The sequence below is a fragment of the Pseudomonas sp. nanlin1 genome (assembly GCF_045571515.1).
In the GTDB taxonomy this organism is placed as follows: Bacteria; Pseudomonadota; Gammaproteobacteria; order Pseudomonadales; family Pseudomonadaceae; genus Aquipseudomonas.
In genome coordinates this window covers 4,543,568-4,570,247 of sequence record NZ_CP124218.1, presented here as the reverse complement: position 1 = coordinate 4,570,247, position 26,680 = coordinate 4,543,568, and the positions used below count along the sequence as shown (strand labels likewise).

The following is a 26,680-nucleotide window of genomic DNA, read 5'->3' as shown; positions in this document are numbered from 1 at the left end:
CGCCCAGCTCAATCCCGCCCTTGTTTTGATTCTTAATATCATTTAATAATAAATATCATTCCGGCATTGAGAGTGGCCGATGAAACCTGCCCTGCAAGAATTACCGCATCTTGAAAACTGGCGCTGGCTCAGCCACCAGATTCGCTGTGCGATGGCGCCGGACGAACCGCGCCTGATCGAACACTACCTCGCCGAAGGCCGCTACCTGGCGCGCTGCACGGCCACCCCAGCCTGGAACATCGCCCAGACATCTCTGCGGCTGATGCTCGACACGGCCACAGATACCCAACTGCCCTGGCACTGGCGCTGCTTGTGTCTGGATCAGGCCTGGCGCCCGTTAAGGGACCTGCGCAATGCCGCGCACACCGCTGAACAACGGGTGACCTGGCAAGCCTACGCCGCCCAACTGGCGCGCAGCGAATTGTTGCCGTCCACCCCTCTTTACGACCTGCCCCAAGGATATTCCGATGAGTGATACCCGTATCGAACGTGACAGCATGGGCGAGCTCCAGGTGCCCCTCGCGGCGCTGTATGGCGCCCAGACCCAGCGTGCGGTCGACAACTTTCCGGTCAGCGGGCTGCGGATGCCGGCGCAATTTATCCGCGCATTGATATTGGCCAAAGCGGCCGCCGCCCGCGCCAACGTCGAGCTGGAGCAACTCAGCGCGGCCCAGGGCGAGGCGATCGTCAAGGCGTGCGATGAGCTGCTGGCGGGCGATTACATGCAGCACTTCCCGGTGGACATCTACCAGACGGGTTCTGGCACCAGTTCAAATATGAACGCCAATGAAGTGATCGCCACGCTCGCCAGTCGTGCGTCGGGCACCGCTGTTAACCCGAACGACCACGTCAATTGTGGCCAGAGCAGCAATGACATCATCCCGACCACTATTCACGTCAGTGCGGCGTTAGCCCTGCACGAGCAGCTTCTTCCGGCCCTGGAACACCTGGGCCAGGTGATCGAGCGCAAGGCCGAGCAGGTACACGGCTATATCAAGACCGGGCGCACTCACCTGATGGACGCCATGCCGGTGCGCATGAGCCAGGTGCTCAACGGCTGGGCCGCTCAGGTCAGGGCCAACATTGGCCATCTGCAGGCCGTGCAGCCCAGTCTGCAGGCGCTGGCCCAAGGCGGCACAGCAGTGGGCACCGGCATCAATGCTCACCCGCAGTTCGCCAAGCAGTTCAGCGCCCAGCTGAGCCAGATGACCCAGGTGGCGTTCACTCCAGGCAGTGACCTGTTCGCCCTCATTGGCTCCCAAGACACGGCGGTGGCGCTGTCCGGGCAGCTTAAAGGCGTGGCCGTGACCCTGATGAAGATCGCCAACGACCTGCGCTGGATGAACTCCGGGCCCTTGGCAGGCCTGGGGGAGATCGAGCTGCAAGCGCTGCAGCCGGGCTCTTCGATCATGCCCGGCAAAGTTAACCCGGTCATTCCAGAAGCAGCGGCGATGGTGGCGGCGCAGGTGATCGGCAATGACGCGGCCATCACCGTGGCCGGGCAATCGGGCAATTTCGAATTGAATGTGATGCTACCGGTGATCGCCCACAACCTGCTGGGCAGCTTGGAATTGCTTGGCAATGTCAGCCGCCTGCTGGCGGACAAGGCCATTGCCAGCTTCAAGGTCAATGATCACAAACTCAAGGAAGCCTTGGCGCGCAATCCGATTCTGGTGACAGCGCTGAACCCGATCATTGGTTATCAGAAAGCCGCCGAGATTGCCAAAAAGGCCTACCAGGACGGGCGGCCGATTATCGATGTGGCGGTCGAACACACCGACCTGTCCCGCGAGCAATTGGAAATCTTGCTAAACCCAGAAAAACTCACGGCTGGCGGTGTGTAACCGCCCAGGTTGCTTTGGAGGTCGGCATGCAGCATTGGAAACGTATCACCGAAACGGCCAACCGCTGTTTCGATGACGGTCAGTGGGTCGAGGCCCGCGAGCACTATCTGCATGCCCTGGCCCTGGCTCAGGTGCTGTTCGAGCGTTGGGCGGACGTCGATGAGGCGGTCGCTGCTTGTGTCATCTCCCACCATAACCTGGCGGACTTGCATGTCCGGTTAGGCCAGCCGGAGGAGGGCGCCCAGTACCTATGCGCGATCCACGAGCGTTTGCTGCAGGCGGCCCAAACCCAGCGCTTACCCGACGCCCTGCGCGCTGCGGCCCTGCGCCATAGCGGTAAAACTTATCGGCAACTGCTCGAGTTCATTGGCCAGCACGGCCATTACCCAAGGACTCAGCAGTTGCTCAGCGGCGGCGTTGCGCCGACCGATATCCCGGCAGGCCCTGCGGCCGTGCCAACCCATCACCATGGAGTTCATTGATATGTCGCATACCTTGCCTGCCCTTTCTTATGCCTACGATGCGCTGGAGCCGCACATCGATACCCAGACCATGGAAATTCACCACACCAAGCACCACCAGACCTACATCAATAACCTCAACGCCGCCATTGAAGGTACTGAGTGGGCGCAGTGGCCCGTTGAGAAGCTGGTGGCCAGCGTGGCGCAACTGCCTGAAAAACTGCAGGCGGCGGTGATCAATCAGGGCGGCGGCCATGCTAACCATTCGCTGTTCTGGGAAGTGATGTCGCCTCAAGGTGGTGGCTTGCCCAAAGGTGCCGTGGCCAAGGCCATCGATGAGCAACTGGGTGGTTTCGAGGCGTTCAAAGAGGCGTTCACCAAAGCCGCTTTAACCCGTTTCGGTAGCGGTTGGGCCTGGCTGTGCGTTACTTCGGATAAGAAACTGGCGGTGCAGAACACGGGCAACCAGGACAGCCCGTTGATGAACGGCAGTACGCCGATTCTCGGCCTGGACGTTTGGGAACACGCCTATTACCTGCGCTACCAGAATCGCCGGCCGGAATACATCGGCGCCTTCTATAACGTCGTCAATTGGGATGAAGTAGAGCGGCGCTACCAGGCTGCGATCGGTTGAATGAGGCCCCTATGGGCGCTGGAGCTTACATGCCACGACGGCGACTGATGCGTCTGGCTGCAGGGTGGGTGCTGACACTGGCAGGGATGGCCCTGCTAGTGTCGCAAGCGTTGTCCTGGCTGGGCTGAAGGCCCTGGGAGGCTGTGTGGTTGGTGAGTGGTGAGCCCTCTGGCGCGCGACTCACTCGCCCTCGTCGAAACGGTTGTCGATCAGCTCGACCAAGGCGGCCAGAGCTTCCTCAGCCTGTTCACCTTCTGTTTCCAGATGAACTGTGGTGCCCTGACCGGCAGCCAGCATCATGACCCCCATGATGCTCTTACCGTCCACCAGGCTTTGCGGTGTACGGCCAACCCTCACTGAGCAGCCATAGCGACCGGCCACGCCGACGAATTTAGCGGCGGCACGGGCATGCAGGCCAAGCTTGTTGATAATGGTGATTTCACGAGCGGGCATCGCGCAGGGGGTCCTGTAGGCTAGAGGTCGCGGTGGCGTACCTGGACATTTTTTAACGATTGCAGCAGCAGTTGGCCCAGCCGCTCGGTCAGGTAGACCGAACGGTGGTGACCGCCAGTGCAGCCAATGGCGATAGTGACATAGGCGCGGTTACTGGCCGCGAACCGTGGCAGCCACTTGAGCAGGTAGCTAGAGATGTCCTGGTACATTTCTTCGACATCCGGCTGTGCCGCCAGGTACTCGGCTACTGGCGCATCCAGACCGGACTGCTCGCGCAGTTCGGGTTTCCAGTAGGGGTTGGGCAGGCAGCGCACATCGAAAACTACGTCGGCGTCCACCGGCATACCGCGCTTGAAACCGAATGATTCCACCAGAAACGCAGTGCCAGGCTCGGGCTTGTTCAACAGGCGCAATTTGATCGAATCGCGCAGTTGGTAAAGATTCAAGTTGGTGGTGTCGATCTTCAGATCGGCCAGGTCAATGATGGGCCCTAGTAACGTGGTCTCATCACGGATCGCCTCAGCCAGCGAGCGGTTGGCACTGCTCAAGGGGTGGCGTCGGCGCGTCTCGGAGAAGCGCTTGAGCAGGGTTTCTTCGTCGGCATCGAGGTAAAGCACATCGCACTGAATGTGCTTTGCCCGCACCTCTTCAAGCAGCTGCGGAAAGCGCGAAAGATGGCTTGGCAAGTTACGTGCATCGATGGACACCGCCACCAAAGGCTGCGACAGCTCGGTATGGATAAGCGAGCGTTCAGCCAGCTCTGGCAATAGGCCGGCAGGCAGGTTATCGATGCAATAGAAGCCGTTGTCCTCCAACACCGCGAGGGCAGTACTCTTTCCTGAGCCTGAGCGGCCGCTGACGACAATTAAACGCATGGTTAGGAACCGTTCTGGAAGTCCAATACAACTTTATACAGGGCTTCGTTGCTTTCGGCTGAACGTAGTTTTTCTCGGATGTCTTTCTTATCCAGCATTTCAGCGATCTGCCGGAGCAGTTCGAGGTGAGCATCGGTGGCCGCTTCAGGCACCAATAGCACGAATAACAGGTCGACCGGCTCGCCGTCGATGGCGTCGAAGTCAACCGGGGATTTCAGGTGAAGCAGGGCGCTGATAGGGGTGTGACAACCCTTCAGGCGGCAGTGTGGAATGGCTATGCCATTGCCAAAGCCCGTGGAGCCGAGTTTTTCGCGAGCGACCAGGCTTTCGAACACTTCTTGCGCTTCCATGTCGGGCACTTGTTCGCCGATCAGGTTGCCAATTTGTTCGAGTACACGTTTTTTACTGCCGCCCGGCACGTTCACCAGGGAACGGCCGGGGGTCAGGATAGTTTCAAGTCGGATCATGGGGGAGTATCAGCGGGCCGCCGCACCTTGCAGCAGGCTTTGCTGTTTTTCCTTATGTTTCTTGAGTTGGCGGTCTAGCTTGTCGGTGAGGAGGTCGATGGCGGCATACATGTCGTCATGCTCTGCGTTGGCGACCACTTCACCACCAGGAATATGCAGGGTGGCTTCGATTTTTTGCTTGAGCTTCTCGACCTCCATAATGACTTGCACATTGGTGATCTTGTCGAAATGGCGTTCGAGCCGGGCGAGTTTTTCGCTCACGTAGTCGCGCATCGGGCCGGTCACATCCAGTTGGTGCCCACTGATGTTGACTTGCATACCGCTTCTCCTTATTGCCAGTGCATAAAGAGGCAAACGTTGATGTTTGCCGCTGGAACGCTGTGGCACATCGTCAGGTGGCCGGCCTAGGTGCACTTACTACATTAGACGCTTGCGCTCACTGGACGGTGCGATGCCCAATGACTCGCGGTACTTGGCAACAGTGCGACGGGCCACCTGAATGCCTTGTGCTTCCAGTAAACCAGCGATCTTGCTGTCACTCAACGGCTTTTTCTGATTTTCCGCAGCGACCAGTTTCTTGATGATTGCGCGAATGGCGGTGGACGAGCATTCACCGCCTTCAGAGGTGCTCACGTGGCTGGAGAAAAAGTATTTCAGTTCGTAGATACCCCGTGGGGTATGCATGTATTTCTGGGTAGTGACCCGGGAAATAGTCGATTCGTGCATGCCAACCGCTTCGGCGATGTCGTGCAGTACCAGTGGCTTCATGGCCTCATCGCCGTAGTCGAGGAAACCACGCTGGTGCTCGACGATCTGGCTCGCCACCTTCATGAGGGTTTCGTTGCGGCTCTGTAGGCTCTTGATGAACCAACGGGCCTCCTGCAACTGATTACGCATGAAGGTGTTGTCGGCACTGGTGTCCGCACGCCGTACGAAACCGGCATATTGCGGGTTCACCCGTAGGCGCGGTACTGACTCCTGATTGAGCTCCACCAGCCAGCGTTCGTTGTCTTTGCGCACGATGACGTCAGGGACTACGTATTCCGGCTCGCTAGACTCAATTTGCGAGCCTGGGCGTGGGTTGAGGCTCTGCACCAGCTCGATCACCTGGCGCAGCTCGTCTTCTTTGAGCTTCATGCGCCGCATCAACTGGCTGTAATCGCGGCTGCCCAACATGTCGATAAAGTCGCGGACCAGACGTTGGGCTTCGGCCAGCCAGCGGGTATTGGCGGGCAGTTGGCGCAATTGCAGCAGCAGGCACTCGCTTAGGCTGCGCGCGCCAATGCCCGCAGGCTCGAATTGTTGAATACGGTGAAGTACGGCCTCGACTTCATCCAGTTCGATGTCCAGTTCGGGGTCGAACGACCCGCACACCTCTTCCAGCGTCTCGTCGAGATAGCCTTGGTTGTTAATGCAGTCGATCAGCGTCACCGCGATCAACCGGTCGGTATCGGACATCGGGGCCAGGTTCAGCTGCCACAGCAGATGGCTCTGCAAGCTCTCGCCAACCGAGGTGCGGGTGGTGAAGTCCCATTCATCGTCGTCGTTGCTCGGCAGGCTACTGGCGCTGGTCTGGTAAACGTCTTCCCAGGCGGTATCGACCGGCAGGTCATTGGGGATGCGTTCGCTCCAGTCGCCTTCTTCCAGGTTGTCTACGGTCGGCGCACTTTCCTGGAAGCTCGGCTCCTGCACCTCTGGGGTGACTTTCTGTTCGACGTGATCGGCAAGCGGGTCACTGTTGTCGAAATCATCGCCTTCTTCCTGGCGTTCGAGCATTGGATTGGACTCCAGCGCTTCCTGAATCTCCTGTTGGAGGTCAAGGGTCGAAAGCTGGAGAAGCCGGATAGCCTGTTGCAACTGCGGTGTCATCGTCAGTTGCTGGCCCATTCGTAGGACGAGCGATGGTTTCATGGCAGGGGCTTAACACCTTATTCGCCGGCGCAACGCGCCATCCACTACAGGGCACCGGGGTGCCCAGTTTTATGTCGTAAGCAAATTATATGCCTGAACACCCCGTGTTTGCCTAGGGCGTAAGCTCAATTAATGCCAAAACGCGATCATTGGTGACCAGTGACAGCCAAGTCTAGAGCCGGAACTCGTGGCCCAGATAGACTTCCTTCACCAGTTCGTTGGCCAGAATCGCCTGGGAATCACCTTCAGCGATCAGCTGGCCGTCGTTGACGATGTAGGCGGTTTCACAGATATCAAGGGTTTCGCGAACGTTGTGGTCGGTGATCAGAACCCCAATGCCCTTGCTTTTAAGGTGCTGGATAATCTGCTTGATATCGCCCACCGAGATAGGGTCGACACCGGCAAACGGCTCATCGAGCAGGATGAACTTGGGCGCGGTGGCCAAAGCCCGGGCGATTTCCACACGGCGGCGCTCACCCCCGGACAGGCTCATGCCGAGGTTGTCACGAATATGGGTGATATGGAATTCCTGTAGCAGGCTTTCGAGCTCTTGGCGACGCGCAGCGCTGTCGAGTTCTTTGCGCGTTTCAAGAATCGCCATGATGTTGTCGGCCACCGACAGCTTGCGAAAGATCGAGGCTTCCTGGGGCAGGTAGCCGATACCCGAGCGTGCGCGGCCATGCATGGGCTGATGGCTGACGTCGAGGTCGTCGATCAGTACGCGACCTTGGTCGGCCTGTACCAGGCCAACGATCATATAGAAACAGGTGGTTTTGCCAGCGCCGTTAGGGCCGAGCAGGCCGACGATCTGGCCGCTCTCGATGGACAGGCTGACATCGCGGACAACCTGGCGGCTCTTGTAGCTCTTGGCCAGGTGTTGGGCTTTCAGAATTGCCATTACTGGGCCTTCTGCGCGTCGGGTTTCTTTTTCGGCTGGATCACCATGTCGATGCGTGGCCGCGGAGCGGTCACTTTCGAGCCATTCGCACGGCCGGCATTCACCACCTGCTTGACGGTGTCGTAGACGATTTTCTCGCCTTCGGAGGTGTTGTTATCGTTGATGACCTTGGCGCGGTCGATCAGCACAATGCGGTCTTGGGCCGCAAAGTATTGGATAGTCACACCGTAGGCCTGCACGATGGGCTTGTCTGCCGCGGGCTTTTGCTCGTAGTAGGCCAGGTTACCGACTGCCGTGAACACATCGACATCGCCCGTAGCATTACGGGTGATGGTGACGGTATTGCCGGTGATCTTCATCGAGCCCTGGGTGATGATCACGTTACCCTTGTAAGTCGCCACGCCTTGCTTGTCGTCAAGCTGAGCGTCGTCGGACTGAATATGGATAGGCTGGTCACGGTCGGTAGGCAGTGCCCAGGCGCTCGCGCTTCCCAGTACTGCGCCCAGGCCGAGCAAAAATGGGAGGGTTTTAACGAGCCTCATACTGTCCTCTTACGTTGGACAACAGGTTGATCCTGCTGTCGTTCAGGTACGCTTTCATTCCCTTGGCCGTGGAGACACCGCCAGCGCCGTCGATTCTAACGTTTTGCTCGGTCTGCGCATATTGCTTCTGCGGGAATACGGTCATGCGCGAGGTGGTGATAACCGTCGCGCGTTGTTTCTGGTCGGTGCGGGCAACACGCACCGAGTCGATCAATTCTACTTCTGTACCGTCCGGGTTGACTTCGCCGCGTTCGCTTTGCACATGCCAGGGGTAAACGCTGCCGCGATACAGTTGCATATCGGGTTTGGTCAACTGGGTCACTTCGCTGGCCTTCAGGTGTTCCACCTTGTCGGCGGTCATCTCGTATTGCAAACCGCCGTCGGGCAGGAACTGCTTGCTGCGCGCGTTGATTGCGTAATAGTCGATGGCCGCGTCGTCGACGCTCACGGTGGGGCGGTCGAGAAAGCTCTCCGGGCTGATATTCCAGTAACCGACAGCCGCGAATAGCGCGGCGACGATAGCAAATATCAGGGTGTTACGAATTTTTTTGTTCAGCATGTAATCGCTCTACAGATAGGCCGCCAAGGCGGTATCCAGATTGCCTTGGGCGCGCAGAATCAGCTCGCAGAATTCACGGGCGGCACCTTCGCCACCACGGGCTTGGGTCACACCATGGGCATGCTCGCGCACGAACGGGGCCGCGTTAGCCACCGCCATGCCCAGGCCAACCCGACGGATCACTGGCAAATCGGGCAAGTCGTCGCCTAAATAAGCGACCTGTTCATAGCTTAGGCCCAGTTCGGCAAGAAGACCGTCGAGTACCACCAATTTGTCTTCACGCCCCTGGAAAAGATGGGCAATACCAAGGTTGTTCGCGCGCCGCTCGACAACGGGGGATTTGCGCCCGCTAATGATAGCGGTGGCGACCCCGGAAGCGATCAACATTTTGATGCCCTGGCCGTCCAGCGTGCTGAAGGACTTGAATTCGCTGCCGTCCTCGAGGAAATAAAGGCGGCCGTCGGTCAGTACGCCATCGACGTCAAACACCGCCAGCTTGATGGTTTCGCCCCGCTGCAACAATTGCGTGTCCATTTACATCACTCCTGCGCGCAAAAGATCGTGCATGTTCAGCGCACCCAGCGGGTGCCCTGCGGTGTCCACCACGACCAGTGCACCGATCTTGTGATCTTCCATGATCTTCAACGCCTCGGCGGCCAGCATCTCGGCCCTCGCGGTCTTGGCATTGGGTGTCATGACGTCGTCGATGCGAGCGCTGTGTATATCGATGCTGCGGTCTAGCGTGCGGCGCAAGTCGCCGTCGGTGAAAACCCCCGCCAGGCGCCCATCTTCTTCTAGAACCACGGTCATGCCCAAGCCTTTTCGCGTCATTTCCATCAAGGCATCGCGCAGCAGTGTGCCTCGGGGTACGCAGGGTAGTTCGGTGCCGGTGTGCATCACATGCTCGACCTTGAGCAGCAGGCGCCGGCCCAGGGCGCCGCCTGGGTGGGAGAACGCGAAGTCTTCGGCGGTGAATCCGCGTGCCTCCAACAGGGCGATGGCCAACGCGTCGCCGAGCACCAGGGCGGCGGTGGTGGACGAGGTCGGAGCCAGGTTCAGCGGGCAGGCTTCGTGGGCGACACGGGCGTCCAGGTTGACCTCGCCGGCCTTGGCCAGCAGCGAGTCAGGGTTGCCGGTGATGGTGATCAGCTGAATGCCCAGGCGTTTGATCAGGGGCAACAGGGTGACGATTTCGGCAGTGGAGCCAGAATTGGAGAGCGCCAGGATGATGTCATCCCGGGTGATCATGCCCATGTCGCCATGGCTGGCTTCGGCAGGATGAACAAAAAAAGCGGTGGTGCCAGTGCTCGCCAGGGTGGCCGCAATTTTCTTGCCGATGTGCCCGGATTTACCCATTCCCACCACTACAACACGGCCTTTACTGCCCAGGATCATTTCACAGGCGCGCACGAAGTCGGCGCCGATATGGGCAAGCAGGCCTTCAACCGCTTCGATTTCAAGGCGGATGGTGCGGTGTGCGGATTGGATCAGCTCGCTGGTCAGGGTCATAGCAAAATCGAAGTGCCTGGTGAAAAGGCGGCGATTATAGCCCTATTGCGTGATTCCCTCACGTGCCGCGTTCTCTTACATAATAAAGATGTCCAAGTGGGGGAGGATCGCTTGTAGGACTTGTCTGAAATTTGACTAGAAAGCGTACCGCAGGCGGTTCGGGGATTTGGGCGAGTGTCTCGTCGGTGATATAGTTCGCCGCTTGCTCGGCCCGCACGGAACGCGTGCCTCCATCTAGGTGGCGAGCGTCCGAGGTGTGGCTGCATCGAAAGGAGTAAAGATGAGTGCCGATAACGCTTACGCGATTGATTTGAAAGGTGTGTCTTTCAAGCGGGGTTCGCGCAGCATCTTCAATAATGTCGACATCCGCATCCCCCGTGGCAAGGTCACCGGCATCATGGGGCCTTCCGGTTGCGGCAAGACCACCCTGTTGCGGTTGATGGGCGCGCAGCTGCGCCCTAGTGCTGGCGAAGTATGGGTCAACGGGCAGAACCTTCCTGGGCTATCGCGCAGCGATTTGTTCGATGCGCGTAAGCACATGGGCGTGCTGTTTCAGAGTGGCGCGTTGTTTACCGACCTCGACGTTTTCGAGAACGTTGCCTTCCCATTGCGCGTGCATACCGACCTGCCTGAAGAAATGATCCGCGACATCGTGCTCATGAAGCTGCAGGCCGTGGGCCTGCGCGGGGCAATCGAATTGATGCCCGATGAGCTGTCCGGTGGCATGAAGCGTCGGGTCGCGTTGGCCAGGGCGATTGCCATGGACCCACAGATCCTCATGTACGACGAGCCTTTCGTGGGGCAGGACCCCATCGCCATGGGCGTTCTGGTACGCCTGATTCGCCTGCTCAACGACGCGCTGGGGATCACCAGTGTAGTGGTGTCCCACGACCTCGCCGAAACGGCCAGCATCGCTGACTACCTTTATGTCGTCGGCGACGGTCAGGTGCTGGGGCAGGGCACTCCTGCGGAGTTGATGGGGTCTGACAACCCACGTATTCGCCAATTCATGAAGGGCGACCCGGACGGTCCGGTGCCTTTCCATTTTTCTGCGCCAGACTACCGCGCCGATTTGCTGGGGACGCGTTGATGCGCAAGAAAACGCTATTTGACCGTGTGGCGCTGTTTGGCCGCTCGGCCATCGACATGGTCGCGGTGCTGGGCCGCTCGGGTATTTTCCTGATGCATGCGCTGGTCGGGCGTGGAGGCATCGGCGGCGGCTTTCAGCTACTGATCAAACAGTTGTATTCCGTGGGGGTGATGTCCCTGCTGATCATCGTTGTGTCGGGCATCTTCATCGGTATGGTGCTCTCGCTGCAGGGTTTCAGCATTCTCGCCAAGTACGGCTCGGAGCAGGCGGTAGGGCAGATGATTGCCTTGACCCTGCTGCGCGAGTTGGGCCCCGTGGTCACCGCCTTGTTGTTCGCCGGCCGTGCCGGCTCAGCCCTGACCGCGGAAATCGGCAACATGAAATCCACCGAGCAGCTGTCTAGCCTGGAGATGATCGGCGTCGACCCGCTCAAATATATCGTGGCGCCGCGCCTGTGGGCCGGCTTCATATCCCTGCCGCTGCTGGCGATGATTTTCAGCGTGGTGGGCATTTGGGGTGGGTCATGGGTGGCGGTCAACTGGCTCGGTGTGTACGAGGGCTCGTTCTGGGCCAATATGCAGAACAGTGTGAGTTTTACCGAAGATGTCCTCAATGGGGTCATCAAAAGCCTGGTGTTCGCGTTCGTGGTGACTTGGATCGCGGTGTTTCAGGGGTATGACTGTGAGCCGACCTCCGAAGGTATCAGCCGTGCTACCACCAAGACCGTGGTTTACGCCTCGCTGGCCGTACTTGGCCTGGACTTTATTCTGACTGCCCTGATGTTTGGAGATTTCTGATGCAAAACCGCACCCTTGAAGTCGGTGTCGGCCTGTTTCTTCTGGCCGGAATCCTGGCTTTGCTCCTGCTGGCATTGCGCGTCAGCGGCTTGTCGCCGAGCGCTAACACCGACAGTTACAAACTTTATGCGTATTTCGACAATATTGCCGGTCTGACTGTAAGGGCCAAGGTGACCATGGCCGGTGTAACCATCGGCAAGGTCACGGCCATCGATCTGGACCGTGATACGTTCACTGGCCGTGTGACCGTGCAACTGGACAAAAGCGTTGACAACCTGCCAACCGATTCCACTGCGTCGATCCTCACCGCCGGCCTGCTGGGGGAAAAGTACATTGGTATCAGCGTTGGTGGCGACTCGGCCTTGCTCAAGGATGGCGGGACCATCCATGACACCCAGTCATCGCTGGTGCTTGAGGACCTGATCGGGAAATTCCTGCTCAATACAGTCAGCAAAGACGCCAAATAAGGAGTAACACATGCTTTCGATCCTGCGACGTAGCCTGCTGATCCTGGTGGCCTTGTTTCCTTTGGTCAGCCACGCGGCGGCGCCTGCAGTCTCCGCTCATGATCTAATTGAAGACACCACCAAGCGACTGCTCAGTGATCTAGAGGCCAACCGCGATAAATATCGCCAAGACCCTAGTGCCTTTTACGAGGCCCTCAACAACATCGTGGGGCCGGTGGTCGATGCCGACGGTATTTCGCGCAGCATCATGACCGTCAAGTATTCGGGCCGGGCGACCCCGGCGCAAATGCAGCGCTTCCAGGAAAACTTCAAGCGCAGCCTGATGCAGTTCTACGGTAATGCCTTGCTGGAATACAACAATCAGGGCATCACGGTGAACCCGGCCAAGGATGAAAGCGGCGACCGCACCAGCGTCGACATGCAGGTCAAAGGCAGCAATGGCGCGGTCTACCCCGTGTCCTATACCCTGGAAAAGCTTAATAATCAGTGGAAAGTGCGCAACGTTGTGATCAACGGCATCAACATTGGCAAGCTGTTCCGCGATCAGTTCGCCGACGCCATGCAGCGTAACGGCAACAACTTGGACAAAACCATCGACGGTTGGGCTGGCGCGGTGGCCAAGGCCAAAGCCGAGACCGACAAAGCCACTGCGCAGCCAGCGCAATGAGCCAGGCCTCGGTGCGGCTGGCCGAGCCGGGTGTCCTGAGCCTCGCCGGGACATTGGACTACAGCACTGGAGCGGTACTTAGGCAGGAGGGCAAGGCCCTGATCGCCAGCGCCGGGCACGAGCCGCTGATCCTCGATTGCTCGGCGGTGGAGCATTCCAGCAGCGTGGGGGTGTCCCTGTTGCTGTGTTTCCTGCGTGACGCCCAAGCCGCTGGCAAGCCTATGGCCATTCGTGGCATGCCAGCCGATATGCAGCAAATCGCCCAGGTCAATGGGGTGAGCGAACTGCTGGCCCAGCCCTGATGCCCATGCCCCTCCGTCAGACACCCTGCGCACAGTATTCGCAGGCGAGGGGCTTTTTTTGTATCATAGCCGACCCGCGCGCACTGGGCGCCGATCGAGGTTGAGCATGCAGGCCGAAGAAGTTAAGAGCTTTCTGGAAGGGAAGCTGCCACAAGTCCAGGTAGAAGTTGAAGGCGCAGGCTGCAACTTCCAGTTGAATGTCATCAGCGACGAGCTGGCGGCCCTCAGCCCGGTCAAGCGTCAGCAGCAGATATACGCCCATCTGAACCCATGGATCGCCGATGGCAGTATCCATGCGGTCACCATGAAATTCTTCAGCAACGCAGCCTGGGCTGAGCGTTCCTGAGCCAATCCGCGTCGAGATCCCAATGGACAAACTGATAATTACCGGCGGCGTTCGCCTTGATGGCGAAATCCGCATCTCCGGGGCCAAAAACTCCGCTCTGCCGATTCTGGCGGCCACCTTGCTGGCTGATGGTCCTGTGACCGTCGCCAACCTGCCGCACTTGCACGACATCACCACCATGATCGAGCTGTTCGGGCGCATGGGCATCGAGCCTGTGATCGACGAAAAGCTGGCGGTGGAGATCGACGCCCGCACCATCAAGACACTTGTTGCGCCGTACGAGCTGGTCAAGACCATGCGCGCTTCCATTCTCGTGCTCGGCCCCATGGTCGCGCGTTTCGGCGAAGCCGAAGTGGCCCTGCCGGGCGGCTGCGCTATTGGCTCGCGTCCTGTTGACTTGCACATCCGTGGCCTTGAAGCCATGGGCGCGCAGATCGAAGTCGTGGGTGGCTACATCAAGGCCAAGGCCCCAGAAGGCGGCTTGCGCGGCGCCAACTTTTTCTTCGACACGGTCAGCGTGACCGGTACCGAGAACATCATGATGGCCGCGGCCCTGGCCAACGGCCGCAGCGTGTTGCAAAACGCCGCCCGTGAGCCGGAAGTGGTCGACCTGGCCAATTTCCTTATTGCCATGGGTGCCAACATCCAGGGCGCTGGTACCGACACCATCACCATCGACGGCGTCAAACGCCTGGGTTCCACCACCTATAAGGTGATGCCCGACCGTATCGAAACCGGCACTTATCTGGTGGCGGCGGCAGCGACCGGTGGCCGGGTCAAGCTCAAAGACACCGACCCCACCATCCTGGAAGCGGTCCTTGAGAAGCTCAAGGAAGCCGGTGCCGAGATCACAACCGGCGAAGACTGGATCGAGCTGAACATGCATGGCAAGCGGCCCAAAGCCGTTAACCTGCGCACCGCGCCTTATCCAGCGTTCCCCACCGACATGCAAGCGCAGTTCATCTCCCTGAACGCGATTGCCGAAGGCACGGGCGCGGTCATCGAAACCGTGTTTGAAAACCGTTTCATGCACGTTTATGAGATGCACCGCATGGGCGCTCACATTCAGGTCGAAGGCAATACGGCGATCGTGACTGGCGTGCCTTCGCTTAAAGGCGCTCCAGTGATGGCCACTGACCTGCGGGCTTCGGCCAGCCTGGTCATTTCCGCACTGACGGCCGAGGGCGACACCCTTATCGACCGCATCTACCACATTGACCGTGGTTACGAGTGCATCGAAGAAAAACTGCAGATGTTGGGCGCGAAGATCCGTCGCGTACCGGGCTAGCTGTTGGACGGCGCAGGGACCGCGCCGTAGTTACGAATTTTCCTTCTATAAGGGCTAATGCTTTCCATGCTGACCATCGCGCTGTCCAAGGGCCGCATTCTCGATGACACCCTGCCGTTGCTGGCAGAGGCGGGCATCGTGCCGACCGAGAACCCGGATAAAAGCCGCAAGCTGATCATCCCCACGACCCAGGAAGACGTCCGGCTGCTGATCGTGCGCGCCACCGACGTGCCGACCTATGTCGAGCACGGTGCGGCCGACCTCGGTGTAGCAGGTAAAGACGTGCTGATGGAGTATGCCGGCCAGGGCTTGTACGAGCCGCTCGACCTGCAGATCGCCAAATGTCGCTTGATGACCGCCGGGGCCATTGGCGCGCCGGAGCCCAAGGGCCGTTTGCGAGTCGCCACCAAGTTCGTCAACGTTGCCAAGCGTTACTACGCCGAGCAGGGTCGGCAGGTCGATATCATCAAGCTGTATGGCTCGATGGAGCTGGCGCCGTTGATCAACCTGGCGGACAAGATCATCGACGTGGTAGACACCGGCAACACCTTGCGCGCCAATGGCCTGGAGCCCCAAGAGCTGATCGCTACGATCAGTTCCCGGCTGGTGGTCAACAAAGCGTCCATGAAAATGCAGCACGCGCGTATTCAGGCGCTGATCGACACGCTGCGCACTGCCGTGCAATCGCGACACCGCGGTTGATTCACTGGCGCGGCTATCTGCCGCGCCGTCTATCCGCGCCATAGCCAAATTTCTCAAGTGCCGACGCGGATCGATTGCTAATCTATCGGTGCTTGAGCCATTGCCCATCATTCGAGGCCAGCTATGACCGCTTCTACTGCTATTCGCCGACTCAATGCCGCTGATCCGGGCTTCGCTGGCCATCTGGACCATTTGCTGAGCTGGGAAAGCGTGTCTGACGACTCGGTCAACCAGCGCGTGCTCGACATCATCAAAGCCGTGCGTGAGCGCGGCGACGCGGCCCTGGTCGAATTCACTCAGCGCTTCGATGGCCTGCAGGTCGCCTCCATGGCCGACCTGATCCTGCCCCGCGAGCGTCTGGAGTTGGCCCTGACCCGCATCACCGAAGCCCAGCGTGCTGCACTGGAAACTGCCGCCACGCGGGTGCGCAGTTACCACGAAAAACAGAAGCAGGATTCCTGGAGCTATACCGAAGCCGATGGCACCGTGCTTGGCCAGAAAGTCACCCCGCTGGACCGCGCCGGCCTCTATGTGCCGGGCGGCAAGGCGTCCTACCCCTCGTCCGTGCTGATGAACGCTATTCCTGCCAAGGTGGCCGGGGTGGCTGAGGTGGTCATGGTGGTCCCCACCCCTCGCGGTGAAATCAACGAGCTGGTGCTGGCGGCGGCGTGCATTGCTGGGGTCGACCGGGTCTTCACCATTGGTGGGGCGCAGGCGGTCGCGGCCCTGGCCTATGGCACCGAGAGCGTACCGAGGGTGGATAAAGTGGTCGGGCCGGGCAACATCTATGTGGCCACCGCCAAGCGCCACGTCTTCGGCCAGGTGGGCATCGACATGATCGCCGGGCCTTCGGAGATCCTCGTGGTCTGCGACGGCGCCACCGACCCCGACTGGATCGCTATGGACCTGTTCTCCCAAGCCGAACACGACGAGGACGCCCAGGCTATTCTGGTCAGCCCCGACGCCGAGTTCCTGGACAAGGTCGCGGCCAGTATCGACAAATTGCTGCCGACCCTGGAGCGCGCCGAGATCATCAAGACCTCCATCAACGGCCGTGGCGCGCTCATTCAGGTGCGCGACATGCAACAGGCCATTGAGGTGGCCAACCGCATTGCACCGGAACACTTGGAGTTGTCGGTGGCCGACCCCGAAGCCTGGTTGCCGCAGATACGCCACGCCGGCGCAATTTTCATGGGGCGGCATACCTCCGAGGCGTTGGGAGACTACTGCGCTGGCCCCAACCACGTCTTGCCAACTTCCGGTACGGCGCGGTTTTCATCGCCATTGGGGGTCTATGACTTCCAGAAGCGCTCATCGATCATCTTCTGTTCCGAGGCCGGTGCGTCGGAGCTGGGCAAGACCGCTTCCGTGCTGGCGCGCGGAGAGTCCCTGAGCGCCCACGCGCGCAGTGCCGAATATCGCATCAAGCAGGGGGAATAAAATGAGCCGATTCTGGAGCCCTTTCGTTAAAGACCTAGTGCCATACGTGCCTGGCGAGCAGCCGAAGCTGGCCAACCTGGTCAAACTCAACACCAATGAAAACCCCTACGGGCCGTCGCCTAAGGCGCTGGCAGCCATGCGCGCGGCCATCAGCGACGATCTGCGCTTGTACCCCGACCCCAACAGCGACCTGCTCAAGCAGGCGGTAGCCGACTACTACGGTGTCGATACCCGCCAAGTCTTTCTGGGCAATGGTTCGGACGAAGTGCTGGCGCACATTTTTCATGGGTTGTTCCAGCACGACAAACCGCTGTTGTTTCCAGACATCAGCTACAGCTTTTACCCGGTCTATTGCGGTTTGTACGGCATTGATTTCGACGCCGTGCCCCTGGATGACGCGTTTCAGATCAACGTCGATGATTACGCGCGGGCCAACGCCGGAATCATTTTCCCCAACCCCAATGCACCGACCGGCTGCCTGTTGGGCCTGGACGCGGTAGAGCGCTTGCTGCAAGGCAGCCCGGATTCAGTGGTGGTGGTAGACGAGGCCTACATCGATTTCGGCGGCCAGAGCGCAATTGCCTTGGTTGACCGTTACCCCAATCTCTTGGTCACCCAGACCCTTTCCAAGTCGCGCTCCTTGGCGGGGCTGCGTGTCGGCCTGGCCGTGGGCCACCCGGACCTGATCGAGGCCCTGGAACGCATCAAGAACAGTTTCAACTCTTACCCCATCGACCGTGTGGCCGTCGCTGGCGCGGCGGCGGCGTTTGCCGACCGCGACTACTTCCAGCAGACCTGCGGGGCAGTGATTGAGAGTCGCGAGAAGCTAGTCGCGCAATTGCAGCAGCGTGGCTTCGAAGTGCTGCCGTCGGCGGCCAACTTCATCTTTGCTCGCCATCCGCAACAGGACGGCGCGCAACTGGCGGCGCGACTGCGTGAGCAGGGGGTGATCGTGCGTCACTTCAAACAGCCGCGAATCGCCCAGTTCTTGCGTATTTCGGTGGGCACCGAGGCGCAGAACCAGGCGTTGATCGAGGCGCTTTAAGCCCTGGCAGAGGGGGCACACGCTCGGCGCGTCACTCCTCTTCTTTGGTCGCCGCCGGCGCCGGTGGCGGCCTGACGCCCACTTCAGCATTAAGCTTGAGGCGTTTGCCGTTACGCATCACCTCGATCATGACCCGGTCGTGGGGCTTGGTGCGCGCCACCTGGTTCATCGAGCGGCGGCCGTCACTGGCCGGTTCGCCATTAATGCTGAGGATCACGTCACCCAGTTGCAGGCCGGCCTTCTGCGCGGGGCCATCGCGGAACACCCCCGCCACAACGATCGCCGGGCTGTCTTTAAGCCCGAAAGACTCCGCCAGCTCTTGGGTCAAGGGTTGCACCTCGATGCCGAGCCAGCCGCGAATCACCTGGCCGTGCTCGATGATCGATTTCATGACCTCCAGCGCGAGCTTGGTGGGAATAGCGAAACCGATCCCCTGGGAGCCGCCGGATTTGGAAAAGATGGCCGTGTTGATGCCCGTCAGGTTGCCATTGGCGTCCACCAGCGCACCGCCCGAGTTGCCGGGGTTGATCGCCGCGTCGGTCTGGATGAAGTCTTCGTAGGTATTGAGCCCCAACTGGTTGCGCCCGGTGGCGCTGATGATGCCCATGGTCACGGTTTGCCCCACGCCAAAGGGGTTGCCGATGGCCAGGGCGACATCGCCGATCCGCAGGGTGTCGGAGCGCCCGATGGTAATCGAGGGCAGGTTTTTCAGGTCGATCTTGAGCACGGCCAGATCGGTTTCCGGGTCGCTGCCGATCACCCTTGCGAGAGTTTCGCGGCCGTCCTTGAGGGCGACGACGATCTGGTCCGCCCCAGAGGTGACGTGGTTGTTGGTCAGCAGATAGCCTTCAGGGCTCATGATTACCGCCGACCCCAGGCTGGACTCCCAGCGCCGTTGTGAGGGCAGGTTATCCCCGAAAAAGCGGCGAAATTGCGGGTCTTCGAACAGCGGGTGGCCGGCTTTATTAACCGCTTTGGTGGTGTACAGGTTCGCCACCGCCGGGGCGGCGATGGTGACCGCATCGGCGTAGGACACCGGCCCCTGAATGACACTGGCCGATTGCGGCGCCTGCTGCAGGTTGACGTCCTGGCTAGGCAGGCCGACCCACTCCGGAAAACGCAGGATGACCAGCAAGGCAATCAGCACGCCTGTGAGCAATGGCCAGCCAAAATAACGCAATGCGTTGAACATGAATGAGTCCCGGGCAAGTGACGGCGGCTTGGGCATTTCCACATAAGGTTGGGGCAGCCCATAATGGGCGTCATTATACGAGCGCTTGCGCCGCTCTGAACTGCCTTTGTGGAGACTTTTATGGCTGTGGCTCTTAGTACGCTCGTTGAAGAAGCTGATCGCTACCTGGGCGCCGGAAAAATACCCGACTACTGCCCCAATGGCCTGCAGGTGGAAGGGCGCCCGCAAGTGTTGCGTATCGTCAGCGGGGTCACGGCCAGTCAGGCGCTGATCGACGCGGCGATCGAGGCAGGTGCCGACCTGATCCTGGTCCACCATGGCTATTTCTGGAAAGGCGAAAACCCCTGCGTGGTGGGCATGAAACAGCGCCGCCTCAAGGCCTTGCTCAAGCACGATATCAGCGTACTGGCCTACCACCTGCCGTTGGACCTGCACCCCGAAGTCGGCAACAACGTGCAACTGGCCCGGCAATTGGAGATCACCGTCGAGGGGCCGCTGGATCCCGCAGACAGCAAAGTCGTCGGGTTGGTGGGCTCACTCGCCGAGCCTGTGACCCCCAGGGATTTCGCCCGCCGCGTGTGGGAAGTCATGGGGCGTGAGCCGTTGTTGGTCGAAGGCAACGAGATGATCCGCCGCGTGGGTTGGTGCACGGGCGGTGGCCAAGGCTATATCGACCAGGCGGTCGCTGCCGGGGTCGATCTGTTCATCAGCGGCGAGGCGTCCGAGCAAACCTTTCACAGTGCCCGCGAAAACGGCATTAGCTTTATTGCCGCCGGCCACCACGCCACCGAGCGCTATGGGGTGCAGGCGTTGGGCGACTACCTGGCGCGCCGCTTTGCCCTGGAACATCTGTTCATCGATTGCCCCAATCCCATTTGACCGCCAAGCGGCCAGCCAAACTCGGGGGTATATTGTTATACCTCTTCGATCTAACCCAGTTAATCAATAGAAGAGGCCGCCGTGCTAGCATGCCCGGCTCGAATACGGCCCGAAGGCCGACCCACACAGTCACCCCCCGTGAGTAGCCATGGTCGACAAACTGACACACTTGAAAGAGTTGGAGGCGGAAAGCATCCACATCATCCGTGAAGTGGCCGCCGAATTCGACAACCCGGTGATGCTGTACTCCATCGGCAAAGACTCTGCCGTTATGCTGCATCTGGCCCGCAAAGCGTTTTTCCCGGGCAAGTTGCCCTTCCCGGTGATGCACGTCGACACCCGGTGGAAGTTCCAGGAGATGTACAAGTTCCGCGACCGCATGGTCGAAGAAATGGGCCTGGACCTGCTGGTGCACGTTAACCCCGACGGCGTGGCGCAGGGTATCAACCCGTTCACCCACGGCAGCTCCAAACATACCGATATCATGAAGACCCAGGGCTTGAAACAGGCCCTGGACAAGTACGGTTTCGATGCCGCTTTCGGTGGTGCCCGCCGCGACGAAGAAAAGTCCCGGGCCAAGGAGCGGGTGTATTCGTTCCGCGACAGCAAGCACCGTTGGGACCCGAAAAACCAGCGCCCCGAGTTGTGGAACGTGTACAACGGCAAGGTCAACAAGGGCGAATCGATTCGCGTTTTCCCGTTGTCGAACTGGACCGAGCTGGACATCTGGCAGTACATCTACCTAGAAGGCATCCCGATCGTGCCGCTGTACTTCGCCGCCGAGCGGGAAGTCATCGAGAAGAACGGCACCTTGATCATGATCGACGACGACCGCATCCTCGAGCACCTCAGCGAGGAAGAAAAAGCCCGGATCGTCAAAAAGAAAGTGCGCTTCCGCACCCTTGGCTGCTACCCGTTGACGGGCGCGGTGGAGTCCGAGGCCGACAGCCTCACGGACATCATTCAGGAAATGCTCCTGACCCGTACTTCCGAACGCCAAGGCCGGGTCATCGACCACGATGGGGCCGGCTCGATGGAAGATAAGAAACGTCAGGGTTATTTCTAACTAGGGTCAGATTATGTCGCACCAATCCGAATTGATCAGCGAGGACATCCTCGCCTACCTGGCCCAGCATGAACGCAAAGAACTCTTGCGTTTCCTTACCTGCGGCAACGTCGACGATGGCAAAAGCACCCTGATCGGGCGCCTGCTGCACGACTCCAAAATGATCTACGAAGATCACTTGGAAGCCATCACCCGCGACTCGAAAAAGAGCGGCACCACGGGTGAAGACATCGACCTGGCCTTGCTCGTCGATGGCCTGCAGGCCGAGCGGGAGCAGGGCATCACCATCGATGTCGCCTACCGCTACTTCTCCACGGCCAAGCGCAAGTTCATCATTGCCGATACCCCAGGCCACGAGCAGTACACCCGCAACATGGCCACGGGTGCGTCCACCTGTGACTTGGCGATCATTCTGGTGGACGCGCGCTATGGCGTGCAGACCCAAACCCGTCGGCACAGCTATATCGCTTCGCTGCTGGGCATCAAGCACATCGTAGTGGCCATCAATAAGATGGACCTCAAGGGCTTCGATGAAGGCGTGTTCGAAGCCATCAAAGCCGACTACCTGAAGTTTGCCGAAGGCATCGCGCTCAAGCCGACCAGCCTGCATTTCGTGCCGATGTCGGCCCTCAAAGGCGACAACGTGGTCAACCATAGCGAGCAGTCGCCGTGGTACAGCGGCCAAACCCTGATGGAAATTCTCGAAACCGTGGAAGTCGCGGGCGACCGTAACTTCGACGACCTGCGTTTCCCTGTGCAGTACGTCAACCGGCCGAACCTGAACTTCCGTGGCTTCGCCGGCACCTTGGCCAGCGGCATCGTGCACAAGGGCGATGAAGTCGTGGTGCTGCCGTCGGGCAAAAGCAGCCGGGTGAAATCCATCGTCACCTTCGATGGCGAATTGGAACAAGCTGGCCCCGGCCAAGCTGTGACCCTGACCATGGAAGATGAAATCGACATCTCCCGTGGCGATCTGCTGGTGCATGCCAACAACGTCCCCACCGTCGCTGACCACTTCGACGCCATGTTGGTGTGGATGGCTGAAGAGCCGATGCTGCCGGGTAAAAAGTACGACATCAAGCGCGCCACCAGCTACGTACCGGGTACGGTTGCCAGCCTGATCCACAAGGTCGATGTGAACACCTTGGCCGAAGGCCCGGGCAGCGCCTTGCAGTTGAACGAAATCGGCAAGGTGCGGGTGGCGTTGGACGCCCCCATCGCCCTGGACGGCTATGACAGCAATCGCACCACCGGTGCCTTTATCATCATCGACCGCCTGACCAATGGCACCGTCGGCGCTGGCATGATCATCGCCCCGGCGGTGACCTCGGTCGGCGGTAGCGGCCACCACGGCGAACTCGCCCACGTTGCCACCGCCGAGCGCGCCCAACGCTTTGGCCAGCAGCCTGCCACGGTGCTATTTACCGGCCTGTCGGGCGCTGGCAAGAGCACCCTGGCCTATGCGGTCGAGCGCAAACTGTTCGACCAAGGCCGCGCGGTATTCGTGCTGGACGGCCAGAACCTGCGCCACGACCTCAACAAAGGCCTGCCCCAGGACCGCGCCGGGCGCACCGAGAACTGGCGCCGCGCCGCCCACGTGGCCCGGCAGTTCAACGAGGCCGGCCTGTTGACCCTGGCTGCCTTCGTCGCCCCCAACGCCGAAGGGCGTGAACAGGCCAAGGACCTGATCGGCCGCGACCGGCTGCTCACCGTCTATGTGCAGGCGTCGCCCCAAGTTTGCCGCGAACGCGACCCACAAGGGCTGTACGCGGCCGACCAAGACAACATCCCCGGCGAGTCCTTCCCCTACGACGTGCCCCAAGGCGCTGACTTGGTGATCGACACCCAGGCGTTGTCCCTGGAGCAAAGCGTCAAGCAGGTGCTCGACCTGCTGCGCAGCCGCGGCGCAATCTAAGCGCCCAATCGACGGCCAGCCACCTCGCTCCGGTAGCGAGGCGGCTTGCCGCCGACCCCCCGATCTACCCTCTCTCCCATACCCCCCTACGACCACATCCCCCGTCTTCAGCCATTCATTTGGCTAGATTCCTACAGCAATAGTCGGCCTTTAGGACTTGCCCTACATCTGTGTCGGAAGGTACGGCTATGCCTGTCTTTTTTCTGTCATTAGTTTGAGCTGCGTACTGAAACAGGAGCGCAGCCATGTCGGCCAGCTACAGATTGAACAGCGCCCAGGCCTGCATGGCGGTACTGGCGCAATTCCACCAGGTGGGCATTGGCCCAGCGCATTGGCAGGGCCGCAGTGGCGGCGCCGAGCCAAGTACCGCGCAGGTGCTCGCTGAACTGGCGCAATTGGGGCTCGTTGGCCAGTGTCGGCGCCTGCCATCCGGCGAGCTACCGCCACGGCTATTGCCCGCCATGGTGCGCAGCAGCGACGGTTATCTGATCGTCGCCCGTGTAGAACAAGGCCAGGCATTGGTCCATGACGCGGTGCAGGGCTGTTCCCAGGTGCTGACGCTGGCGGATCTGCAGCGGCTCTGCACGGGTGAGTTGATTTCGGTGCATTCGCGCGCATCGTTATTGGGCCAGTGGGCTGGGTTTGATTTCACCTGGTTTATTCCCGCCGTTATCAAGTACCGACGCCTATTGGGGCAAACACTGCTCGCCGCGTTTTTTCTACAGGTTTTCGCGCTGGTCACACCTTTGTTCTTCCAAGTGGTCATGGACAAAGTGCTGGTCCATCAAAGCCTCACCACCCTCAAGGTACTGATGGTGTGCCTGGTGGTCATCATGCTGTTCGAGAGTGTGCTAAGCGCTATCCGCCACTACCTACTGGCTCACACCACCGCTCGCATCGATGTGGAGTTGGGGGCGCAGTTGTTCCAGCACCTGGTGAACTTGCCGCTGGCGTATTTCCAGGCGCGGCGGGTGGGTGACTCTGTCGCGCGGGTGCGCGAGCTGGAAAACATTCGTGGCTTTCTAACCGGCTCAGGTTTGCTGCTGGTGCTCGACCTGCTCTTCTGCGGCGTATTCCTGAGCGTGATGGCCAGTTTCAGCGGGCTGCTAACGCTGATTGTGCTGCTATCGCTGCCAGCCTACCTGCTCCTGGCCTGGCGCGTAACGCCGGCACTGCGCGAGCGCCTGGCCCACAGCGTGACCTGTGGTGCTGAGCAACAAGCGTTTTTGCTGGAGTCGATCAACGCCATCGACACCCTCAAAAGCATGGCGCTGGAACCCAAGACAACCCAGCGTTGGGATCGGCTGTTGGCTGCGAACGTCGCGGCCAGCTTCCGCACCCAGGTGTTGTCGATGCTGGCCAGTGAGGGCATTGGCCTGATCGGCAAACTGGTCACCGTGGCCACCCTGTGGTTCGGTGCGCGCATGGTGATCGACGGCGCCATGACCGTGGGCCAACTTATCGCCTTCAACATGCTCGCCGGGCGTGCCGCCGAGCCTATTCAGCGATTGGCGCAGATGTGGAGCGAGTTCCAGCAGACCGCCGTGTCCATGGAACGCCTGGCCGATGTGCTCGACACCCGTGCGGAAAATACCCAGCACGGCCTGCCTAGCCTGCCGACGCTGGCCGGGCATATCCAGTTCCAAGGCGTGCGCTTCGCCTACCGCCCCGGCGAGCCCTGGGTACTCGACGGCCTCGACCTGGCCATTCAGCCTGGGCAAACCGTCGGCATCGTAGGCCCCTCCGGTTCCGGTAAAAGCACCTTGGCCCTGCTGCTGCAACGCCTGTATGCCCCGCTGGGCGGTCAGGTATTTATCGATGGTCACGACCTCAACACCATTGAGGTCAGCTCCCTGCGCCGGCAAATCGGCGTGGTCAGCCAAGACAGCCTGCTGTTCCAGCGCAGCGTGCGCGACAACATCGCTCTGACCGACCTTGGCGCGTCGCTCGAAGAAGTGGTCGCCGTGGCCAAAGTCGCCGGTGCCCACGAGTTTATCCTGGCGCTGCCCCAAGGCTACGACACCCCAGTGGGCGAACACGGCACCACACTGTCCGGCGGCCAGCGCCAGCGCCTGGCAATCGCCCGCGCATTGATGAGTAACCCACGCCTGCTGATCCTCGACGAAGCCACCAGCGCCCTCGACTTCGAGTCCGAACGCGTCATTCAACAAAACATGAAAGCCATCGGCGCCGGCCGCACGGTCATTGTCATCGCCCACCGCTTGAACACCGTGCGTGACGCTGACCGCATCGTTGTACTGGAACACGGGCGCGTGGTGGAACAGGGCACCCATGACACGTTAGTGGGGTTGGAGGCGGGAGTTTATGCACGGTTGTTGAAGGCCCAGCAACAGTAACCAATGTCACGTGTAGCTTAAATAACTTAAAAAGCTGGCCATCGCCGGTATGTAAAAAAGCTATTAATTTAAGTATGAAGATTGGTAATTAGGCGTGAGGCTTGGAATGAAGATCTATCTAGCGAGGCGGGTGGTGAGGCTGTCAGGTCCGGTTTTTTACTTAGGGTTAATATTGTTTTTTTTATTGTGCTTGGCTCTTTGGATCTATGTCCTTTATCGGCAGAGTCTAGCTGAGGTGGCAGTGAGTGAATTTGCCAGGTGTAAGTTTTATCGGGTGGCTGACGGTAGTAAGGCGTTCGATTTGAAGTTGTCGAAAGAAGAGTGTCATCGAGTGGATTATAGCGGTGATAGCGTGATTTTTATGAAGGTTAGTTATCCGGGTATGCAGGTGTTGAGTATAAACGAAACTTATAGTGATCCATCCGTAAGCTTTTGGTTTGTCAATAGAAAAGAACCGTCGGCTTATATTGGTTTCAACTCGCAAGGCCTTCCTTTGAAGTCTGTGCGCGGTGGGGTGTACGAATATGGAAATACTCATAGGGTGCTTTGGAGAATTGTGGGGCTACGGGAGAAAACGTCTCTGTGCAGCCCTCGACTACAAGAACTCAAGCGACTTGGTGGGTAGGTATCATCAGCGCAAGGTATCAATATGATGCCCATGCGGCAGGCATGATTGAAATGGACGATTTTGCAGCACAGTTTTTTCAAAAACTAGAAATAAAGGAAGTTGGAGATGTCAATGATAAAAAGAACAATGAGTAGCTTCCTGAGCTAAAGAATTTAGGGTCAGAGGCTCGAAATTTTGAAGTATGTCATTCATTAAAATATTTTTCGTCACTCAACAGAGTGTCGTTGTGCTGGGACGAAGGCGTATGGTGAAACCGGACAACCATGACGTATTAGTGGGGTTCGAGGCGGGAGTTTACAAAAGTTTATTGAAAGCCCGGCAACAGTTATGAATGTGACGTGTAACT

30 protein-coding genes are annotated in these 26,680 nt (G+C 59.5%); 19 read left to right on the top strand and 11 right to left on the bottom strand.

Going from position 1 to position 26,680, the window contains the following annotated elements; all coding sequences use genetic code 11:
- The first annotated feature begins 79 nt into the window (after positions 1-79).
- The 4 genes from QCL65_RS21120 to QCL65_RS21105 are packed head-to-tail and all read left to right on the top strand — an operon-like array spanning position 80 to position 2,939.
- Positions 80-475, top strand: coding sequence for a FagA protein (locus QCL65_RS21120; protein WP_407312252.1), 396 nt, complete (start codon positions 80-82; stop codon positions 473-475).
- Positions 468-1,844, top strand: coding sequence for a class II fumarate hydratase (locus tag QCL65_RS21115; RefSeq protein ID WP_407312250.1), 1,377 nt, complete (start codon positions 468-470; stop codon positions 1,842-1,844). Before QCL65_RS21120 ends, QCL65_RS21115 begins: the two co-directional genes overlap by 8 nt.
- A 26-nt stretch (positions 1,845-1,870) precedes the next feature.
- A complete protein-coding gene (locus tag QCL65_RS21110) occupies positions 1,871-2,326 on the top strand; it encodes a hypothetical protein (RefSeq protein ID WP_407312248.1) in 456 nt (151 codons plus the stop codon).
- A gap of 1 nt (position 2,327) precedes the next feature.
- The gene (locus QCL65_RS21105; RefSeq protein ID WP_407312246.1) at positions 2,328-2,939 is read left to right on the top strand and encodes a superoxide dismutase; all 612 of its coding nucleotides are present in this window, start codon (positions 2,328-2,330) and stop codon (positions 2,937-2,939) included.
- A gap of 180 nt (positions 2,940-3,119) precedes the next feature.
- On the opposite strand, the gene QCL65_RS21100 is transcribed toward QCL65_RS21105, so the two are convergent.
- The 10 genes from QCL65_RS21100 to QCL65_RS21055 form a co-directional block, all read right to left on the bottom strand.
- Entirely contained in the window at positions 3,120-3,392 is a 273-nt protein-coding gene (locus tag QCL65_RS21100; RefSeq protein ID WP_407312244.1) for an HPr family phosphocarrier protein, read from the bottom strand.
- Positions 3,393-3,412: 20 nt separating this feature from the next.
- Positions 3,413-4,267 (bottom strand): RNase adapter RapZ, encoded by an 855-nt coding sequence (gene rapZ / locus QCL65_RS21095; RefSeq protein WP_407312242.1) that lies wholly within the window; start codon positions 4,265-4,267, stop codon positions 3,413-3,415.
- A 2-nt stretch (positions 4,268-4,269) separates the two neighbouring features.
- Positions 4,270-4,734, bottom strand: coding sequence for a PTS IIA-like nitrogen regulatory protein PtsN (ptsN, locus tag QCL65_RS21090; protein WP_407312240.1), 465 nt, complete (start codon positions 4,732-4,734; stop codon positions 4,270-4,272).
- Between the two features lie 9 nt (positions 4,735-4,743).
- Entirely contained in the window at positions 4,744-5,052 is a 309-nt protein-coding gene (gene hpf / locus QCL65_RS21085; protein WP_407312238.1) for a ribosome hibernation-promoting factor, HPF/YfiA family, read from the bottom strand.
- A gap of 99 nt (positions 5,053-5,151) precedes the next feature.
- Positions 5,152-6,645 (bottom strand): RNA polymerase factor sigma-54, encoded by a 1,494-nt coding sequence (locus QCL65_RS21080; RefSeq protein ID WP_407312236.1) that lies wholly within the window; start codon positions 6,643-6,645, stop codon positions 5,152-5,154.
- Positions 6,646-6,817: 172 nt separating this feature from the next.
- Positions 6,818-7,543 carry an LPS export ABC transporter ATP-binding protein gene (gene lptB, locus QCL65_RS21075; RefSeq protein ID WP_407312234.1) on the bottom strand — a complete coding sequence of 242 codons (726 nt, stop codon included), beginning with the start codon at positions 7,541-7,543 and terminating at the stop codon, positions 6,818-6,820.
- On the bottom strand, positions 7,543-8,085 hold the full coding sequence (gene lptA / locus QCL65_RS21070) for a lipopolysaccharide transport periplasmic protein LptA (RefSeq protein WP_407312232.1): 543 nt from the start codon (positions 8,083-8,085) through the stop codon (positions 7,543-7,545). Before lptA ends, lptB begins: the two co-directional genes overlap by 1 nt.
- Positions 8,072-8,644 carry an LPS export ABC transporter periplasmic protein LptC gene (gene lptC / locus QCL65_RS21065; protein WP_407312230.1) on the bottom strand — a complete coding sequence of 191 codons (573 nt, stop codon included), beginning with the start codon at positions 8,642-8,644 and terminating at the stop codon, positions 8,072-8,074. The genes lptA and lptC overlap by 14 nt, the downstream gene beginning before the upstream one ends.
- A gap of 9 nt (positions 8,645-8,653) precedes the next feature.
- On the bottom strand, positions 8,654-9,178 hold the full coding sequence (locus QCL65_RS21060; RefSeq protein WP_407312228.1) for a KdsC family phosphatase: 525 nt from the start codon (positions 9,176-9,178) through the stop codon (positions 8,654-8,656).
- Complete coding sequence (locus QCL65_RS21055; RefSeq protein ID WP_407312226.1) at positions 9,179-10,153, bottom strand: KpsF/GutQ family sugar-phosphate isomerase; 975 nt, start codon at positions 10,151-10,153, stop codon at positions 9,179-9,181.
- A 280-nt stretch (positions 10,154-10,433) separates the two neighbouring features.
- Here QCL65_RS21055 and QCL65_RS21050 point away from each other — a divergent pair, with 280 nt between their 5' ends.
- The 10 genes from QCL65_RS21050 (at position 10,434) to hisC (ending at position 18,297) form a co-directional block, all read left to right on the top strand.
- On the top strand, positions 10,434-11,243 hold the full coding sequence (locus QCL65_RS21050; protein WP_407312224.1) for an ATP-binding cassette domain-containing protein: 810 nt from the start codon (positions 10,434-10,436) through the stop codon (positions 11,241-11,243).
- Positions 11,243-12,040: a lipid asymmetry maintenance ABC transporter permease subunit MlaE gene (mlaE, locus tag QCL65_RS21045; RefSeq protein ID WP_407312222.1), complete on the top strand. Its 798-nt coding sequence runs from the start codon at positions 11,243-11,245 to the stop codon at positions 12,038-12,040. Before QCL65_RS21050 ends, mlaE begins: the two co-directional genes overlap by 1 nt.
- On the top strand, positions 12,040-12,507 hold the full coding sequence (gene mlaD / locus QCL65_RS21040) for an outer membrane lipid asymmetry maintenance protein MlaD (RefSeq protein ID WP_407312220.1): 468 nt from the start codon (positions 12,040-12,042) through the stop codon (positions 12,505-12,507). Before mlaE ends, mlaD begins: the two co-directional genes overlap by 1 nt.
- A gap of 10 nt (positions 12,508-12,517) precedes the next feature.
- On the top strand, positions 12,518-13,174 hold the full coding sequence (locus tag QCL65_RS21035) for a phospholipid-binding protein MlaC (protein ID WP_407312218.1): 657 nt from the start codon (positions 12,518-12,520) through the stop codon (positions 13,172-13,174).
- Positions 13,171-13,476 (top strand): lipid asymmetry maintenance protein MlaB, encoded by a 306-nt coding sequence (locus QCL65_RS21030; protein ID WP_407312215.1) that lies wholly within the window; start codon positions 13,171-13,173, stop codon positions 13,474-13,476. Before QCL65_RS21035 ends, QCL65_RS21030 begins: the two co-directional genes overlap by 4 nt.
- Before the next feature lie 106 nt (positions 13,477-13,582).
- Positions 13,583-13,822 (top strand): BolA family protein, encoded by a 240-nt coding sequence (locus tag QCL65_RS21025; protein ID WP_407312213.1) that lies wholly within the window; start codon positions 13,583-13,585, stop codon positions 13,820-13,822.
- Between the two features lie 22 nt (positions 13,823-13,844).
- Positions 13,845-15,110 (top strand): UDP-N-acetylglucosamine 1-carboxyvinyltransferase, encoded by a 1,266-nt coding sequence (murA, locus tag QCL65_RS21020; protein WP_407312211.1) that lies wholly within the window; start codon positions 13,845-13,847, stop codon positions 15,108-15,110.
- A 66-nt stretch (positions 15,111-15,176) separates the two neighbouring features.
- The gene (hisG, locus tag QCL65_RS21015) at positions 15,177-15,812 is read left to right on the top strand and encodes an ATP phosphoribosyltransferase (protein WP_407312209.1); all 636 of its coding nucleotides are present in this window, start codon (positions 15,177-15,179) and stop codon (positions 15,810-15,812) included.
- Between the two features lie 123 nt (positions 15,813-15,935).
- Positions 15,936-17,252, top strand: coding sequence for a histidinol dehydrogenase (gene hisD, locus QCL65_RS21010; RefSeq protein ID WP_407312207.1), 1,317 nt, complete (start codon positions 15,936-15,938; stop codon positions 17,250-17,252).
- Position 17,253: 1 nt separating this feature from the next.
- On the top strand, positions 17,254-18,297 hold the full coding sequence (hisC, locus tag QCL65_RS21005) for a histidinol-phosphate transaminase (RefSeq protein WP_407312205.1): 1,044 nt from the start codon (positions 17,254-17,256) through the stop codon (positions 18,295-18,297).
- A 31-nt stretch (positions 18,298-18,328) separates the two neighbouring features.
- Here the strand turns inward: hisC and algW are convergent, their stop codons facing one another.
- The gene (gene algW, locus QCL65_RS21000) at positions 18,329-19,489 is read right to left on the bottom strand and encodes a Do family serine endopeptidase AlgW (RefSeq protein WP_407312203.1); all 1,161 of its coding nucleotides are present in this window, start codon (positions 19,487-19,489) and stop codon (positions 18,329-18,331) included.
- Positions 19,490-19,609: 120 nt separating this feature from the next.
- On the opposite strand from algW, the gene QCL65_RS20995 reads away from it, so the two are divergent.
- The 5 genes from QCL65_RS20995 to QCL65_RS20975 all read left to right on the top strand — a co-directional run bounded on the left by QCL65_RS20995 (position 19,610) and on the right by QCL65_RS20975 (position 26,468).
- Positions 19,610-20,368 carry a Nif3-like dinuclear metal center hexameric protein gene (locus tag QCL65_RS20995; protein ID WP_407312201.1) on the top strand — a complete coding sequence of 253 codons (759 nt, stop codon included), beginning with the start codon at positions 19,610-19,612 and terminating at the stop codon, positions 20,366-20,368.
- 148 nt (positions 20,369-20,516) lie between these two features.
- Positions 20,517-21,434, top strand: a complete 918-nt coding sequence (cysD, locus tag QCL65_RS20990; RefSeq protein ID WP_407312199.1) for a sulfate adenylyltransferase subunit CysD — start codon at positions 20,517-20,519, stop codon at positions 21,432-21,434.
- A gap of 13 nt (positions 21,435-21,447) precedes the next feature.
- Complete coding sequence (gene cysN, locus QCL65_RS20985) at positions 21,448-23,349, top strand: sulfate adenylyltransferase subunit CysN (protein WP_407312197.1); 1,902 nt, start codon at positions 21,448-21,450, stop codon at positions 23,347-23,349.
- Between the two features lie 245 nt (positions 23,350-23,594).
- A complete protein-coding gene (locus QCL65_RS20980; protein WP_407312195.1) occupies positions 23,595-25,706 on the top strand; it encodes a type I secretion system permease/ATPase in 2,112 nt (703 codons plus the stop codon).
- 582 nt (positions 25,707-26,288) lie between these two features.
- A complete protein-coding gene (locus tag QCL65_RS20975) occupies positions 26,289-26,468 on the top strand; it encodes a hypothetical protein (RefSeq protein ID WP_407312193.1) in 180 nt (59 codons plus the stop codon).
- Positions 26,469-26,680: the final 212 nt, after the last annotated feature.